10 protein-coding genes are annotated in these 17968 nt (G+C 54.5%); 8 read left to right on the top strand and 2 right to left on the bottom strand.

Annotated elements, in window-relative coordinates:
- The first annotated feature begins 187 nt into the window (after nucleotides 1-187).
- The 6 genes from NQZ67_RS23275 to NQZ67_RS23250 all read left to right on the top strand — a co-directional run bounded on the left by NQZ67_RS23275 (nucleotide 188) and on the right by NQZ67_RS23250 (nucleotide 13293).
- Nucleotides 188-1201: an endo-1,4-beta-xylanase gene (locus NQZ67_RS23275; protein WP_257450663.1), complete on the top strand. Its 1014-nt coding sequence runs from the start codon at nucleotides 188-190 to the stop codon at nucleotides 1199-1201.
- Nucleotides 1198-2724, top strand: a complete 1527-nt coding sequence (locus NQZ67_RS23270; RefSeq protein ID WP_257450660.1) for a glycoside hydrolase family 43 protein — start codon at nucleotides 1198-1200, stop codon at nucleotides 2722-2724. The genes NQZ67_RS23275 and NQZ67_RS23270 overlap by 4 nt, the downstream gene beginning before the upstream one ends.
- Before the next feature lie 370 nt (nucleotides 2725-3094).
- Nucleotides 3095-9052 (top strand): family 43 glycosylhydrolase, encoded by a 5958-nt coding sequence (locus NQZ67_RS23265; RefSeq protein ID WP_257450657.1) that lies wholly within the window; start codon nucleotides 3095-3097, stop codon nucleotides 9050-9052.
- A 114-nt stretch (nucleotides 9053-9166) separates the two neighbouring features.
- Entirely contained in the window at nucleotides 9167-10867 is a 1701-nt protein-coding gene (locus NQZ67_RS23260; protein ID WP_257450771.1) for an RICIN domain-containing protein, read from the top strand.
- A gap of 98 nt (nucleotides 10868-10965) precedes the next feature.
- The gene (locus NQZ67_RS23255; protein ID WP_257450655.1) at nucleotides 10966-11760 is read left to right on the top strand and encodes an alpha/beta hydrolase; all 795 of its coding nucleotides are present in this window, start codon (nucleotides 10966-10968) and stop codon (nucleotides 11758-11760) included.
- Nucleotides 11761-11904: 144 nt separating this feature from the next.
- On the top strand, nucleotides 11905-13293 hold the full coding sequence (locus NQZ67_RS23250) for an ABC transporter substrate-binding protein (protein WP_257450653.1): 1389 nt from the start codon (nucleotides 11905-11907) through the stop codon (nucleotides 13291-13293).
- A gap of 46 nt (nucleotides 13294-13339) precedes the next feature.
- On the opposite strand, the gene NQZ67_RS23245 is transcribed toward NQZ67_RS23250, so the two are convergent.
- Nucleotides 13340-14122 (bottom strand): helix-turn-helix transcriptional regulator, encoded by a 783-nt coding sequence (locus NQZ67_RS23245; protein WP_257450652.1) that lies wholly within the window; start codon nucleotides 14120-14122, stop codon nucleotides 13340-13342.
- A gap of 256 nt (nucleotides 14123-14378) precedes the next feature.
- Here NQZ67_RS23245 and xynC point away from each other — a divergent pair, with 256 nt between their 5' ends.
- Together xynC and NQZ67_RS23235 are read left to right on the top strand one after the other, a co-directional pair.
- Entirely contained in the window at nucleotides 14379-16052 is a 1674-nt protein-coding gene (xynC, locus tag NQZ67_RS23240; RefSeq protein ID WP_257450650.1) for a glucuronoarabinoxylan endo-1,4-beta-xylanase XynC, read from the top strand.
- 65 nt (nucleotides 16053-16117) lie between these two features.
- The gene (locus NQZ67_RS23235) at nucleotides 16118-16795 is read left to right on the top strand and encodes a hypothetical protein (RefSeq protein ID WP_257450648.1); all 678 of its coding nucleotides are present in this window, start codon (nucleotides 16118-16120) and stop codon (nucleotides 16793-16795) included.
- 65 nt (nucleotides 16796-16860) lie between these two features.
- On the opposite strand, the gene NQZ67_RS23230 is transcribed toward NQZ67_RS23235, so the two are convergent.
- Complete coding sequence (locus tag NQZ67_RS23230; protein ID WP_257450646.1) at nucleotides 16861-17772, bottom strand: MerR family transcriptional regulator; 912 nt, start codon at nucleotides 17770-17772, stop codon at nucleotides 16861-16863.
- Nucleotides 17773-17968 lie beyond the last annotated feature (196 nt).

Raw genomic sequence — 17968 nt, 5'->3', positions numbered from 1 at the left:
TAATCCTTAATTTTAATAGAAACAGAAGGTGCGGAATACCCGTCAAAGCATGGACTTTACTTCGCAAATCTTCACATTCCACCGATCGACGGGTTGCCGGGCATGAAGGCAAGGACTACACTTTGGGGGAACGGCCGGAATCCGTCCGGCGATCCAGACAGAGTCGATAAAACGGAGGCGAACGAAGATGACAGAACATCGCACGAATGAAGTACCAAAGCTGCATGAGGTTTTCGCGAATCAATTTCGGATTGGAGCTGCCGTTAATCCCAGAACGCTTGTTACGCAGAAGGACCTGCTGACGCGTCATTTCAATAGCCTCACGGCGGAGAACGAGATGAAATTCGTGAGCGTTCATCCGGAGGAGGATCGTTACACCTTCGAAGACGCGGATCGGCTCATGGCTTTCGCGAAGGAGAACGGCATGGCGGTCAGGGGGCATACGCTCGTCTGGCATAATCAAACGCCGAATTGGGTTTTCGAGAACCGTTCCGGCGGCGCGGCCGACCGCGAGACGCTGCTTGCGAGAATGAAATCGCACATCGGTGAAGTGGCCGGGCGCTACAAGGGAAGCATTTACGCCTGGGATGTGGTGAACGAGGCGGTTTCCGACAGCGGGGAGGAGATCTTAAGGCCATCCAAGTGGCTGGATATCGCAGGGGAAGACTTTATCGCAAAAGCATTCGAATACGCGCACGAGGCCGATCCTGACGCCTTGTTGTTCTACAACGACTACAATGAATCCGTGCCGGCGAAGCGGGACAAAATTTATTCGCTCGTCAAATCGCTGAAGGAGCGCGATGTGCCGATCCACGGCATCGGATTGCAGGCGCATTGGGGGCTGGAGCATCCGACGCTTGATCATATTCGCGAAGCGATCGAGCGTTATGCGAGTCTCGGCGTTAAGCTGCACATGACGGAGCTGGACGTATCCGTCTTCGCCCATGAAGATCGGCGTACCGATCTGGCGGCTCCGACAACGGAAATGCTGGAGCGTCAGGCGGAGCGTTACGGAGCATTCTTCAAGCTGTTCAAGGAATACAGCGAGCATATCACCTCCGTCACCTTCTGGGGAGCCGCGGACGACTATACGTGGCTGAATGATTTTCCGGTGCGGGGGCGCAGGAATTGGCCGTTCCTCTTCGACGCGCAGCATCAGCCGAAGGCTTCGTTCCAATCTGTCCTAGAGGCTGCGCGATGAACAAAACGATCATAAAGAACCCGGTCATCTGGGCGGACGTGCCCGACGTGGATCCGATTCGTGTCGGCAGCTCTTATTATATGGTCAGCACCAGCATGCATTCGATGCCCGGCTGTCCGATTATGAAGTCAACCGATTTGAAGCATTGGGAAACCATCGGCTACGTATACGATTCGTTCGAGAATAATGACGACCATAACTTGACGGATGGCCGCAGCATATACGGGAAAGGCTCTTGGGCTGCAAGCCTGCGCCATCATAACGACACGTTCTATGTCTGCTTCTCCAGCAACGACACGCGGAAATTCTACGTGTACAGCACGAAGGATATCGAGAACGGACCGTGGGAGCGATCCGTGATCGACGGCTTGCGGCATGACCCCGGACTTCTGTTCGACGAGGGCCGAGTTTTCGTATTTTCGGGCAATGGCGGGATCTACTTGACGGAGCTTACGGCCGACGCGTCCGAGATTAAACCAGAAGGCATAAATCAGCTCCTGTTCGAGACGGAGCGGGAGGGTATCGGTCTGCGCTGCGAAGGCTGTCATGCTTATCGGCTGAACGGCTATTATTATTTGCTGTTCATCGAGTGGCCGCGCACGGGGAATCAGCGCCGCAGGCAAATCTGTTACCGTTCGAAGGAGCTGTTGGGTCCGTATGAACGGAAGATCGTACTCGATGACGACCTTGGCTACCACAATAAAGGGGTCGCTCAAGGCGGACTGTTCGATACGCCGAACGGCGATTGGTACGCGATGCTGTTCCAGGACCACGACGCCGTCGGCCGCATTCCGTGTTTGGTGCCGGTAACTTGGGAGGATGACTGGCCGGTATTCGGCGTGGACGGCAAAGTGCCCGAGCAATTCGAGGTTAACTTGCCGGAGGCGCCGACGCCGCCGCTCGTCATCAGCGACGAGTTCGATTATGGGGATAACAAGCTAGCGCTGAACTGGCAGTGGAACCACAATCCGGATAACCGGTTATGGTCGGTGACGGAGCGTCCCGGGTTTCTGCGGCTCAGAACCGGCAGCTTGGCAGGCAGCGTCCTTCAGGCCCGCAATACCCTGACGCAGCGAACGGAAGGACCCGCTTGTACGGGGGAGATTTTGCTGGACACGACCTCTATGAAGCCCGGCGATCATGCGGGTCTTATTGCCCTTCAAAGTCAGTTCGGTACGGTCGGGGTCCGAGTGACGGAGGGCGGCGAGAGGTATGTCGCGATGTGCGTCAATGGAGGAGCCGGCGAGGAGAAGGTGTTGGAAACGTGTCGACTCGACGGCAGCATCGTCCATTTGAAGATTCGCTTTAACTTCGAGGACAGCGCCGACCTTGCGTTTTTCTACTATTCGCTGGATGGCGCGGAGTGGACGGCGATCGGCGAACCGCTCAAGATGAGGTATACGCTCGATCATTTTATGGGCTACCGCATCGGCTTGTATCAATACGCCACTGCCGAAACCGGCGGTCATGCGGATTTCGATTATTTCCGGTACGAGAGAGGTTCGAGCGTGTCGGAAGCTTGATAGAATCTGCCTGCGAAGGAGAAGGACCAGCCGCTCGGCTGGTCCTCTATTGTTGCGGTGCTCCAGTGCCCGAATAGCACAGGCCGGTCCATTCCCCTAATGACTCCAAATTCCCGTCTGCACCGCAGCTAAGCGACGGGCGGGTCGAGTCGCAAACTTCTATTATTTGACGGGTTAAAAAGGAATAGTTTAACAGGTTGTTTGATTTGCTTATAAGGTGTACACTTTTTCGTGAGCAATTATCCGCGTATAATCCTCGAAATCCCACAAAAATACTCACTTTTCGAATAAAAAATCACATCGATTATTACTTATCATCTATATAAAATTGAATTGTATTACATAAATATAAAAAGGAGGAAATGTAATAATGCTAAAGAAAGTATCCGCAATTTTGTTAGCGTTTTCATTGCTGCTGTCGCTAACACACACAGCTCCGATTCAAGCCGAGCAAGCCACGGGCACATTCGAGAATCCGTTCATCTGGGCGGACGTGCCGGATCCCGACGTCATCCGCGTCGGCGATGCGTACTATATGTCCAGCACGACGATGCACATGAACCCGGGCGTCCCGATCATGAAATCGTACGACCTCGTACACTGGGATATCGTCAACTATGCTTACGATATTTTGGCGGATAACGACGAGCAAGCGCTGAGGAACGGGAAGGACAACTACAGCCAAGGATCTTGGGCAAGCAGCCTCAGGCATCATAACGGCAAGTTCTATCTCGCTTTTGCTTCCTACGACACGGGCAAAACCTATATTTACCAGACGACAGACATCGAAAAGGGGCCATGGACGCGCTCCGAGCTCTCCGGCGTCTACCATGACATGTCGCTCCTATTCGACGATGATGGCAGCGTCTTTATGGTGTACGGCGGAGGCGACATCCGGATTATCGAGCTGACCGCCGATGCAACCGCGATCAAGCCGGGCGGAATGGACAAAGTGATTATTCCGAACGCGAGCCTTGTTGCGGGGGAGAATGTCGGACTCAAGGCGGAAGGCACGCATATTCAGAAAATTAACGGTTATTATTACGTGTTCAACATCACTTGGCCGACTGGTGGCATGAGGACGCAGATCGTGCACCGGTCCGATACGATCGACGGAACGTATACCGGCAGAGTGGCGCTCAGGGATGCCGGCATCGCTCAGGGCGGGCTGGTGGATACGCAGGACGGCAAGTGGTATGCGATGCTGTTCGGAGACCGGGGCTCCGTAGGCCGCATTCCGTATTTGGTACCTGTTGCTTGGAAGGATGACTGGCCGGTCTTCGGCGTGGACGGGAAGGTGCCGCAATCGATGGCCATCCCGGTCGAAGGGGCCGCGGCGGAAAGCAATTGGGTGGCATCCGATGAGTTTTACAACTCGGCCGTCGGCGTCGGTTCGTCCAAGACGGATATCGACTATGCGGCGACGGTCTCGGCTGCGGCGGCAACCGAGGCATCGGTCATCCAACCGCTTGCCGAGGGGCCGGGCAAAGAAATCATTCAAAACGGCGGCTTTGAAAGCGGTATCGAGCCGTGGTCGGGCCATCAGAACGCGACGGTCGCCGTCACGACGGACCAGAAATTCAGCGGGGAAAGCAGCCTGTTCATAAGCACCCGCGAGGGAACGGGCTCCGGTCCGCAGCAGCTGCTGGCCGGCAAGGTGAAGGCGGGCGTCACGTATCGGTTCTCCGCGAAGGTGATGTACGACGGAGACGATGCGCTGCCTGCGACAAGGGTATTCAATATCGCTTATCAGGACGGCGATTGGCAGACGATCAAGGTGATGGGATCGGCAACGATCACGAAGGGCGAATGGGGAACGATTCAAGGGTCGTATACCATCCCTAGCGATGCGGCGCTGAATAATCCGCTCATCTTCCTGGAGACGTCATGGACTTCGGCGCAGGATCCGGTGAAGGATCGGATGGACTTCTACGTCGACGACATCTCCATTCTCGACATGACGCCGGATGCCAACCTGCTGGTGAACGGCGGCTTTGAAGAAGGCATCGAGCCTTGGTCCGGTCACGAGAGCGCAACGGTGGAGGTCACGACGGAGCAGGCATTCAGCGGAACAAGCAGCCTGTTCATCAGTAACCGCCCCGCCACAGGCGCCGGCCCGCAGCAGTTCATTACCGGCAAGGCGAAGGCCGGCGGCGTCTATGAATTCTCCGCGAAGGTAATGTACGACGGAGACGAGTCTTTGCCTGCAACAAGGGTATTCAATATTGCCTATCAAGACGGCGATTGGCAGACCATTAAAGTCATGGGGTCGACGACGGCAACCAAGGGACAATGGGCGACGATTCAAGGGAAATACACGATCCCAGCGGATGCGGCGCTTAATAATCCCCTTATCTTCATCGAGACGTCCTGGACATCGGCTCAGGATCCGGTTAAGGACAGGATGAACTTCTACGTGGACGATGTTTCCTTCGTCGATGTGACGCCTCCGGGAGGCCTCGATAAGCCGCAGCCGGGCGAATACGATCATAATGGCTCCAATTTGGCGCTGGCCTGGCAGTGGAATCATAACCCGGACAACCGGAACTGGTCGCTGACGGAAAGACCGGGCTTCCTGCGCCTGACGACGGGGAAGAAGAGCAAGAGTCTGCTGGACGCGAGGAATACGCTGACGCAACGAACGTTCGGGCCGGTAAGCTCGGGAAGCGTCGCGATCGAAGTCGGCCAAATGAAAAACGGAGATCATGCGGGTCTCGCCCTACTGCAGAAGGAATACGGCTATGTCGGCGTCAAGATGTCCGGCAACGCCAAATCCATCGTCATGGTGGACGGCAGTTCGGACACGGCCGTCGAGGCGGCATCGATTCCGCTCGCTCAAGACCGGGTTTACTTCAAAGCGGAGGCGGATTTCCGGAATCAGACCGACAAGGCGAATTTCTATTACAGTCTGGACGGCGCGAGCTGGACGCAAATCGGCCATACGCTGCAAATGCGCTATACGCTGCCTCACTTCATGGGCTATCGATTCGCGCTGTTTAACTTCGCAACGGCAGCGACAGGCGGTTATGTCGATTTCGATTATTATCGGATCGGAGACGAGCTGACGGGAGAGGGTGCACCGGCAGAGGCGCTGCATGCCGAGCTAGGCCACGTGTCCGATGTAACAGGCGTACCGAACATCGAGCTGGAGGTTCCCGTTCGCATGGATGAGCTGCCGGAAGGCGATTATACGTCGATCAACGCTTCGTTCAACATTCCGGATGCTCTTGCGGTCACCGGCGTTACGTTCAACGGAGCGAATATCGAAGGGGCGGCACAATTCAGCTCCCAAGGAAACAAGCTGGAGCTCGAAGTAAGCGGCGAACAGGTGAATTTCGTCCATAACGAGTCCGATCTGTTCGCGACGATCCATCTGAAGGTAGCGGACTTCGCGCCGACCGACCGTACGGTCGTCATCCGAACCGACTACATCCGGGCGGAAGGCGGCAGCATCGATTACAACGTTCATCAGGCTACGGCCAGCATCGGCCTCAAAGCATTGAACACGGAAGCGCTCGCGAAGGTGCCGGGCTACCATAACCCGCTGGTCAGTCATAAGTTCGGAGCCGATCCGTTCGCGATGGTGCATGACGGCAGAGTATACGTGTATATGACCAATGATGAATACGAGTACGACGCGAACGGCAATATCGTGAACAATACGTACGGCAAAATCAATACCATCAACGTCATATCCTCCGAGGATATGGTGAACTGGACGGATCATGGAGCGATCCCGGTGGCGGGACCGAACGGCGCGGCCAAATGGGCGAACAATTCCTGGGCGCCAGCCGCAGCTCATAAAGTGATTGACGGCGAGGACAAGTTTTTCCTCTACTTCGCCAACAACGCCAGCGGCATCGGCGTGTTGACCGCCGACAGTCCTGTCGGTCCATGGACCGATCCGATCGGCAAGCCGCTTATTTCCTGGTCGACGCCTGGCGTCAGCGGCGTCGTGTGGCTCTTCGATCCTGCAGTGCTTGTGGATGACGATGGCACAGGGTATCTGTACTTCGGCGGCGGCCTGCCGGGAGGAGCAAGTCCGTCGGCATCGCAAATTTCGAATCCGAAGACGAGCCGTGTCATTCAGCTCGCCGACAATATGATCGAGACGGTAGGATCGGCAGTCGTAATCGACGCGCCGTACATGTTCGAGGACGCCGGCATTCACAAATTTAACGGCAAATACTATTACTCGTATTGCTCGAACTTCGCGGGAGTGCATCCGGAAGGCACGCCGCCGCCCGGCGAAATCGCTTATATGGTGAGCGACAGCCCGATGGGTCCATTCACGTACGTGGCTCCGATTCTGAAAAACCCAAGCACATTCTTCGGCGTGGGCGGGAACAACCATCATGCCATATTCGAATTCAATGGCGAATGGTACATCGTCTATCATGCGCAGACCGTCAGCAGAGCCGCGCTTGGCGACGGCAAAGGGTATCGTTCTACGCACATTAACAAGGTCAATATTTACGAGAGCGGCCACATTCAATCCATTAAGGCCGACATGCAAGGCGTGCCTGCTATCGCCGCGCTGAATCCTTACCAACGGGTCGAAGCGGAGACGATCGCATGGAATGCGGGCATCCGGACATCGGCCGCGAACGCTCCGGCGAATTCGGCCCGGCCAGTTAATCTCTTTGTAACGGACATTCATAACGGCGATTGGTTCGCGGCAGCTAACGTCGATTTCGGCATTTCGGGAGCAAGCTCGTTCAAGGCAAGCGTCTCCGCCGATGCTGGCGGCGTGCTGGAGATCCGTCTGGACAGCCCGAACGGCCGGATCGTCGGCGAGATCGAGGTCGCTCCATCCGAGGGCGGCTCGGAATGGGAGCTCCTGACCACGGAGCTGGACGATGTAAGCGGCGTCCATCCCGTCTTCTTTACCTTCCAAGGTTCGGAAGAAGAGGCGCTGATGGATATCGACTTCTGGAGCTTCACGGAAGCGGATCCGGGAACGGAGCCGACTCCAACCCCGACTCCAACTCCAACCCCGACTCCAACGCCGACGCCGACATCGCCGCCGGCAACGACGCAGCCAACAACGGCCCCGCCTGCGACAGGCGGCCATGCCGGAATCGAGATCGAGTTGAACGGCAGCAGCGGGCTTGGAGGAACAGTCTCGACATCCGAGAAGGACGGTCGGACAACGACGACCGCCCGATTAGACGGCGCGAAGCTGAAGTCATGGCTTGCCGATGCGGGGAGCGGCGGGGTTATCACGATCCCGGTACGGGACGGAAGCGACAGCGTCATCGCTGAGTGGGATGGGGAGCTGCTGCAAGCGATGATTACGTCCGAGGCAGTCGTAGAGCTTCGAACCGAACGGGGCATGTATAGGCTGCCGGCTAAGGAACTGGGCCTTCAGGATATGGCGGAGCAGCTCGGTACATCCGCCGACTTGGCAAGCCTGACCATCGAAGTGGAGATCGCCGCGCCATCGCCGGAGCAGCTGAGAGCCGTGGATAACGCTGCCGAACAAGAAGGGTTCGAGGTCATAGCGCCAGCAGTCCGCTTTACGGTCAAGGCGTACGCCGGCAACAACAGCCTGGAGGTTGAGAGTTTTGAACGCTATGTGGAGAGGCTGATCGCCATCCCGGATGGCGTGGAGCCAGGCGAGGTTACGACGGTTGTAGTGGTTGAACCGGACGGCAGCGTCCGCCACATTCCGACCGATGTTGTCCAAGTCGATGGCGTCTACTATGCCAAGGCAAGCAGTCTGACGAACAGCGTATATGCCGTCGTGAAGCATGCAGCGGCATTCGCCGATGTCGAGAGCCATTGGTCGAAGACGTATGTCAACGAGCTTGGTGCTCGACTGGTCATCAAGGGTTCGGGCGAAGGAATGTTCGATCCGGAGCGGTCCATCTCGCGCGCCGAATTTGCCGCTATTGCGGTAAGAGCGCTTGGTCTCAAGCACGCAGAAGGTGAATCACCGTTCACCGATGTGCAAGAAGGCGACTGGTTCGCCAGCGCGGTGGCAACGGCACATGGATACGGATTAATAAGCGGCTTCGAAGACGGAAGCTTCCGTCCCGCAGACTCCATTACGAGAGAGCAGGCCATGGTCATTCTAGCGAACGCGATGAAGCTTACAGGTTTAAACGAAACAATAGACGCCGCCGCTCTCGATTCTGCCCTGCAGTCGTTCTCGGATCAGGAGGACGTGTCGGCCTGGGCGAAGGAAGCCGCCGCCGCTGGTATTGCGGCTGACATCGTTGCCGGTCGCGGCGCGGATACGCTCGCTCCGAAAGCGGACATTACGAGAGCCGAAGCGGCGAAGATCATGTATCGGCTGCTTCAGCAATCGGGTTTGATTTCCTAAAGCAGCGCAAAGCGCCCTATCCCTTTCATGAAGCGAACCGTGGATAGGGCGCCTCTTCTTCCCTTACGACCATGAAGTCACATACACAAAACCAATCAAAGGAGATGGTAAGTGATGAAAAGAATGGGCTGGGTCGTGAAGCTGCTCCTCTTATTGGCGCTTCTGCTGCCGCCGTTCATGGCGGACGGCCATACGGCAATCGCTTGGTCGGGCATATCCCCAACCAAGCTCCACGTGAGCGGCAATCAGCTGGTGAACGCCAGCGGACAGCCGGTGCTTCTCAGTGGTTGGCATCAGCCGACAGGCTCCTACTGGACGTATCAGAGCAGCAACTATTATTTGAATCAGCACGGAGGGAACAACTACGCCGCAAGACTCGCTTATTTGAAGGACATTACCGATACGTTCACCAGCACTTCTCCCAAATACGGTAACGATCATGGCTGGTACATGAACCAAGTTCGCCTCTTCATCGACCGGGAGGATATGGGTGACGTAGCGGCTGGCACCTACAATTTCGCAGGATTGCAGGCGGTTACGCAAAATGTCATTATCCCGTATATTAACTACGCCAAGACTAAAGGCTTGTACGTTACGCTCGGGCTTGACTTCACGCTGCAGAATAACCAAGCAACGACGCAAGCGAACCTGGACAAATTCAATCAGATTTGGGGCTATCTTGCTTCGCAGCCCGGGATCAAAAGCGCGGACAACGTCATGTTCGAGCTTGTGAACGAGCCGGTGCTCGCTTACGCGAACGGAACCTGGGGAGGCCACCCGGGCAATTCCATTTTCGTCGCCCACTGGAACGCGCTCCGCAGCTTCCAGAACTCCATGATTACGACGATTCGGGGCCAAGGCGCGGATAATGTGATCTGGGCGGCAGGTCTTGGCTGGGATCAATATTACCAGCTTTGCGCGACGCATCCGCTGTCCGATCCGCTGAACAATGTCGGTTATTCCGTGCACTGGTATCCGGGCTACGGCGCCAACGATAATTACGCGACGCTGCAGCAGCAATGGGATACGAACATTAAGCCATGCGCGGACGCTTATCCGATCAACATTACGGAGACGACTTGGTTCAAGTGGAAGACCGGAGACTCGTCCTATTGGACGCTGTTCGACGGAACGAATGAGGGCTTCGGCAAAAATACGAAAGCGATCTTCACCGCGGCCGGTAACGTCAGCATCGCCGTGCATATGAACGGCTTCCTGCTGCAGCCGGGGACCAGAAGCTCCTTCGCCGATCCGACGGCGGGCTTGCTCTTCGACGGCGATTCGACGCGCGACGGCATGGCCCGGTTCATCTTCGAATGGTATTACGAGCGGGCTCAGATGCTGCCTTGGAACGGTATCTGGAACGGACTTACGAACGGAGCGACGTACACATTCATCAACCGAGCTTCGGGCAAGGCGATCGACGTTCCCGGCGGGCAGAATACGAACAATCTCCAGCTGCAGCAATGGCAGAGCAATAACGCGACCGCCCAGCAGTGGGTGGTGGACGATATGGGCACTTACAACAATCAATACCGTGTGAAGAGCGTCAGCTCCAGCGACGGCAAGGTCATGGACGTCCGCAACGGCACCAAAAACAACGGAGAGACCATCCAGCTCATGCAGGACTTTTCCAATACCGCCCAGCGCTTCCGCATCATCAAGCTGAGCAACGGCTATTATTGCATTCTGAACGTGAACAGCAACAAGGCGGTCGAGATCGCGGGAGCTTCAAGCGCCGACGGCGCCAAGCTGCAGCAGAACCAATATCGCGGCGACTTGAATCAGCAGTGGCAATTAGTAAAAATCAATTAAGCTTGATGCCGTTTCATGGACCGGAGCTTCCCTCATAAGCGAGGGAAGCTCCTCCTTGCGGTTTTCTATCCTAATTATGAATATGGAGTGAAGGTACAATGGCAATGATGCAGATCAGCTTTTTTTCCGCAAGCATGAAGAGAGAGGTTACGTTCAGCGCGCTCCTGCCGCTCGATCAGCCGGAGAAGGAGCGCGAAGCCGGCAAGCCGTTGAAGTCGCTTTATCTCCTGCACGGCTATTGCGGCAGCCATACCGACTGGATCAGCTTCTCGCGTATTCGGGAGCTGTCCGACCGGTATCGCATCGCGGTATTCATGCCCTCGGGCGAGAACCGGTTCTATCTGGACGATGAAGAAAGCGAGCTGAAGGTCGGCGAATACGTAGGCCGCGAGCTCGTCGAGTTCACCCGGCGAATGTTCCCGATTTCGCGTGAGCGGGAAGACACCTATATAGGCGGCTTGTCTATGGGCGGCTACGGCGCCCTTCGGAACGGGCTGTATTACGCGGAGACGTTCGGGCGGATCATTGCTTTATCTTCAGCCATTATTTCTTATCATGTCGCCGGCATAAAGCCCGGACAGCATAACGGCATCGCAGGGTACGGCTATTACCGGAGCGTATTTGGCGATCTGGAACAGGTCATGGGCAGCGACAAGGATCCAGAGGAGCTGGTCCGCAGGCTGAAGACGGACGGCTCGAACATCCCCGAAATCTATATGGCATGCGGAACCGAAGACTTCCTCCTTGACGTCAACGCGCGGCTTCATCGTTTTCTTATGGATGAAGGAGTCGAGCATACATACAAGGAGACGGGAGGAGCCCATACCTGGGATTTCTGGAACGAGAAGATAGGCGACGCTCTGGAGTGGAGTGTGGGCGAGCCGGTCCGATAGCCCCAAAGGTTGCCTTTAATTCTTACAAATTGTATTGAGTTCCTCTATGGTTCAGCGGCAGTTGCCATACTATCATTGTCCATAGAGCCTATCAAATGATAGCGCTATATTTATCTCAACAACCAAATTATAGGGGGTATTACGATGTGGAAGCGCAAGACGATGATGCTGCTCTGCAGCCTGATCCTGGTATTCATGGCAGCCTGCAGCGGCAATTCGGGCGAAGGAACGTCGAACGGATCGGACAACGCGGGCAATGCCACGAATGCGCCGACGGCGACGAACTCGTCCGACAACGCGGGTGAAACGGGCGAGGAGGAAGCAACCGGGACGCCAGAGATGGAGTTCGACATGGGCGGCCGGACGATCAAGTGGGTGTCCTGGTATGACGAGTCGATTAAGGAAGACAACCCGGACAATATCAAGATGAAAGAGAACCTCGACGCTTTGATGGCGAAGCACAATTTCAAGATGGAATATGTCGTGATCGATTACGCCGAGATTCAGGAGAAGGTAACGGCATCCCTCGTTGCCGGGGAGCCGGTTGGCGACATCATCCGTCTCGCGCGTCCATGGATGATTCCGACACTGGTCTCCCAAGGGCTGTTCGCGCCGGTAGACGAGTACACCAAAAACGAAAAAGTGTTCATTCAGCAATATACGAATGAATACTCGCAGTACGAAGGCAGAGGCTACGGCTTCCGGGCGGGCATTAACGGAGCATCCTCCGGGATTTTCTATAACCGTACCTTAATGAATCAACTGGGCATGAAGAATCTTCAGGACTACGTGAACGAAGATAACTGGAACTGGGAAACCTTCATCCAAGTCGCCAAGGAAGCGAACAAGGATTCGAACAACGACGGCAAGCTCGATATTTGGGGTCTTGCAACCGCATCGATCCTCGTGCAAGCGATGGCGTCGAATGAAGCGAATCTGGTTGCGGCGGATAAACAAAATTTAGAGGACCCGAAGACGCTGGAAGTATTGAACTTCTTGTCGCGGCTCGCGACGGAGGCTGTCGCTAGACCGACGGAAGGCGGAGACTGGACGGAGCCGGGCCAATTCTTCCGTCAGGGCAATACGCTGATGTGGGCAAGCAGCGATTATGAGATAGAGAACCTGAAGAAGGATATGCCGGATTACGACATCGGCTTCCTGCCTTTCCCGAAGGGGCCAAGCGCAACGCAGTATCATTCGCATAATACGATTCCGAACTATCTGACCATTCCGAGCGCGGTCGAAAATCCGGAGCAGCTTGTCTATATCTATGAAAAAATCAATGATATCGAATCGATGTACGACTATCCGAAGCAGTCCCGGTTCGAGACGATGTTCAGCAACGAGGACGATCTGAACAATGCCAAAATCGCCGGCGAAAGCATCAAAGTCATAGACGATATCGGTGGATATCCGACGATGCCTTATTACGAATTTACCGGAGAGATTCTGGAAGGCGTATCGGTGGCGACAGTGGTCGAGAAATACAAGGAGCCGTTCCAGGCGGCCATCGACGAGGTTTGGAAGAAATAAAAAAAGGCAGCAGTCCTTTGCCAATGAGGACTGCTGCATTCTACTTTTAACATTTTTTGATAATGGATGGAGGGTAGCCCTTCAATTCCTTGAACACCTTGCTGAAGTAAGATAGATCTTCGAAGCCGCAGCGTTCAGCGACCTCTCTTACGGTCAATCCGCTCCCCGACAACAACCTTTCGGCATTGTTGATGCGTATTCGATTCAGATACTCCTTAAAGGTCGAACCCGTGTTTAATTTAAACAATTTACCTAAGTACACGGGGTGAAGGTTAAACTGCCGAGCCAGTTCGTTCATGGTAATGTCATCCGAATAATGATCGGAGAGGAATGCGGTCAATTTCTTAATTCGAAGGTCGACAAGCGCCATCGTTTGTCTTCTATTGTTGCTGAGCAGGCGGTGAAGGATCAGCTCGAACAGCGCGCGGGCTTGTATCATATAGAAGGGCTCTTTATTCATCCACACTTGGTTGAATTCGCGAATATAACCTAGAATTTCTTTGGTAATCACTTTCTTCGTTATGACATCAAACGGAAGCTGGATATGGTTATGCGGCTCGGCCCAAAAAAAGTTGAATGGATAAGCGTGCATCGGCGTTTTTTTGCACGTATGCGCTTCCCGGATGCTTCCGCCCGGAACGTATATAAGATCCCCAGCCTCCACATTGTACTTCACCCCGTTAACGACGTATTGGGCTTTGCCCTCGACGACAAACGTGAGATCATGAAAGCTGATTTTAGACTTCTGAATATTCCATCCCGGATAACAGACACGCTCTACGAACAAGAAGACATTTGGTACAAGGTGGTGATGATCCTCAAGCTCCAATTTGTATCGCCTCCTTACTCCAAATTTTAACTTTCCATCAAACTTTGACAACCCGTGAACCGGTAGTTGTTTCCTATCGGATGCCCCCTTGAAAAATCGCAAAGCTTAGACCTTACGGCGTTTCCTAGTATGAAAGCGTTACCATATCCAGTTTCGTTTCTTGCGTAAGCCATGAAAGGAGGTGATCAACGGTTGTTAAGGCAGCCGGCGTAGCAGGGCAAGGGAAACTATAAAACGCGAGGAGTTGTATGAAAGAATGTTGTTAAGCGTCAAGAAGACAATGGCTTTACTAGTTGCGTGCGCAACGGTGCTGTCGCTCGTGGTCATTGCGCCGAATCCTCCCCGGATCGCGGCAGCAAGCGACGTTGTCGTCAATCTATCGTCCGAAAAACAATTGATTCGAGGGTTCGGAGGAATGAATCATCCCGCATGGATCGGGGACTTGACGGCATCGCAAAGAGACACCGCATTCGGTAACGGGGCCAATCAGCTAGGCTTCTCCGTATTAAGGATTTACGTAGACCCGGATCCAAATAATTGGTACAGAGAATTACCGACGGCCCAGCGAGCCATTCAGCTTGGGGCCATTGTTTTCGCTTCGCCATGGAATCCGCCGGCCCATATGGTCGAGACCTTTAATCGAAATGGCGATACCAATGCCAAACGCCTGAAATACGATATGTACGATGATTACGCGCAGCATCTTAACAGCTTCGTTACTTATATGAGCAATAACGGCGTTAATCTCTACGCCATCTCCGTCCAGAACGAGCCGGATTACGCGCATGAGTGGACTTGGTGGACGCCGGAAGAGATGCTTCGTTTCATGAAAGATAACGCCGGCTCGATCAATACGAAGGTTATCGCGCCGGAATCGTTTTCTTATTTGAAGAATATGTCGGACCCCATCCTCAACGATCCGCAGGCGCTAGCCAATATGGATATTCTCGGAGCCCATACTTACGGAACGAGCTTCAGCAACTTCACGTATCCGCTGTTTAAGCAGAAAGGCGCTGGCAAAGAGCTGTGGATGACGGAAGTTTATTATCCGAACAGCAATAATAATTCGGCTGATTTGTGGCCCGAGGCGCTTGATGTTGCCCATCATATCCACCACAATATGGTGGATGCGGAATTCCAAGCCTATTTATGGTGGTATATCCGGAGGCAGTACGGACCGATGAAAGAAGACGGCACGATCAGCAAGCGCGGGTATTCGATGGCTCATTTCTCGAAATTCGTTCGCCCGGGTTATGTGAGGGTCGACGCCACCAAAAATCCGGATACGAATGTCTTCACATCCGCCTACAAAGGCGATAACAAGGTGGTTATCGTTGCCATTAACCGAGGTACTTCCGCGGTTAACCAAAACTTTGTTCTACAGAACGGGACGGCTTCGAACGTATCGAGATGGGTAACGAACGGCAGCAGCAATATGGCGCAAGGCACGCCGCTCAATGCGTCGAACGGTTCCTTTATAGCCCATCTACCGGCCCAAAGCGTGACCACCTTCGTAGCGGAATACAGCGGCGGAACAAGCAGCGGCACAACGTATGAAGCGGAGTCGGGCACAACGTTGACCCAATCCTTATCGGAATCCCTTTATTCCGGCTTTAACGGTACAGGATATGTCAACTTTAATGCCTCAACCGATGCGGCCGTACAGTGGAGCGGTATCTACTGTGCCGTTACCGGAACCAAAAATGTGAAGATCAGGTACGCGTTGGCCTCGGGAACGAGAAGTCTGGATGTGTATGTGAACGGCACGAAAGTCATCGGCAACGCGGCCTTCACGGCAACCGGCAGCTGGACGACCTGGGGCGAGAAAACGATCCAAGTGCCGATGAATACGGGGACGAATACATTGAAATTGGTGACGACGGGGACAGAGGGACCCAATGTGGACTGGATTAACGTTACTTCTCAGTAATGCTGCGATGCCATGTTATAGTATATGGAGGTGAAGATAGAGAAAACCATTAGGAGGTTCATAGAATGAGCAATTCCGCAAATGAAAAGCCGATCTACAGAGTGCTCGCAAGGGCCCAGCTTCGATCGGAGTGCGTGGAGCTTGGCGTAGCGGCGGCGAAGGAGGATCCATCCGGCAAGCTTCGAGCGGCAAGCGGTCAACTGATGACCTTTGGCTGCTTCCGCTGGGAGCGTAATCTGTTCTTGTACGCGGAATGCGTGGGAGAGAGGCTGGATGCAGAGGAGCTGCTGCCGGACGTGTCGCCCTATTTGGAGCCGTGGCCGGGACAGGAGCAGAAGCGATGCTGGATTCCGATGATCGACGTTTTTCATTTCAACGAACCGGCCGGCTTGGAGCACTGGCAACGGAAGACGGAGGTCGAGCGCCGCGTCGGCCGGGTGGCGCACCTGAAGCCGGAGATGGCGGCCAGCTATATCTACTATCATTATCAGCTTCAAGAGGAGCAAGCCTTTCACGGGCCGAAATACGAGATTATCGCCATGCACGAGAATCTGTTGTTCGGCTATCAGGAGTTTCCGGCCGTCGTAGAGGCGCCGGTGCTCCCGGGCAAGCTCCACACGCAAGGAACACCGGAGAACTGGAGCGATTCGCGGATGGATTTGCACTTCCAGCCTTGGCCGGACGGACATCTGTATTTCAAGCCGGTGGAGACGGTATTCGCGTATTATGGCGAGGACGAATAACAGCAGCAAACGAATAACGGCAGTAAACGAATCGCCGCCTCGCGAGAGGCGGCGATTTTGGCGTTCTATTCCAGGATCACTTCATCAATGGAACGGGCGATCGTTATCCATTCGGGCGGCAGATCGCCTGTGTACGCAAGCGCTCCCGCGCCGCCCATATAGAAGGAGGTGCCGGGCATCCGGCCGGCGAACCGGTCGAGCTTCGCGAGCAAATCCGGATCGTGCTCGAACGGAAGAGTCGTCGAGGCGGACAGCAGCACGATTCTCGGCTTCAACCGCGATACGAGCGCTTCGATGGAGCCTGGCGCGGGGGACGCTCCGATTAGGAACGTCTTCCAGCCCTTCAGCAGAAATTGCAGCAGAAGAAAATGCACCGGAATTTCATGCTGCTCCATGGGAAGGCAGGCGCCGACCACCAACGGGGCGTTGTCGTTATGCTGATAATTGCGTCTGATCTGAACGAGCATATCCCTCACCACAAGACTGGACACCGATTCCTGATATTCGTCCCATTCCCCGGATTCCCATCTGTCGCCCACTTCCTTCAGAAAAGGAGAAACAACCTCCGTTAGAAATCCGCTTAGGCCGTAAAAGTGGTAGGCTTGCTGCAATTGAAAGGCCAGCTCCAATTCGTTGCAAGCGCTCCCGCATTCCAGCAGAGCGATGACGAAGCGGTTCAGCTTCGATTGATCCTCCCCGAGCAGCGGTTCCCGGGCCGGCTCGTCGAAGGAGGAATCGAGCTTCCGTTTGTTCTCCTTCAAGAGAAGGGCGGCCTCCGCGATCGAATGCCCTTGCTTCTGAAGCGCCTTGACCGTTAACAGCGCATTGACGTCGTCTTCGCTATATAACCGATATCCATTGGGCAGTCTCTTAGGCGCAATAAGCCGATACCGTTCTTCCCATTTGCGTATGAGCTGGGCGGAAAGTCCCGTCACTTTCGCAACCTGCTTGATGTAATAATGCTTGTCTTGCTTCATGGATACTCATCCTTTGAACGAGAGCCGTTAAGGTTGTACAACGTTATTAGTATAACATCATACAGATTTTTTGGAAATTGACATTATGTACAATCTTAATGATCAAAACGTTATACAAAAGGATTGACAAAAGTCGCTTCCGGCAACATAATTAACCTTACAGTATAATTAATTGCGTTTCCGGACGACGGGAGGA

The organism is Paenibacillus soyae, from assembly GCF_024623455.1.
GTDB lineage: Bacteria > Bacillota > Bacilli > Paenibacillales > Paenibacillaceae > Pristimantibacillus > Pristimantibacillus soyae.
This window is presented reverse-complemented; position numbering and strand designations above follow the sequence as displayed.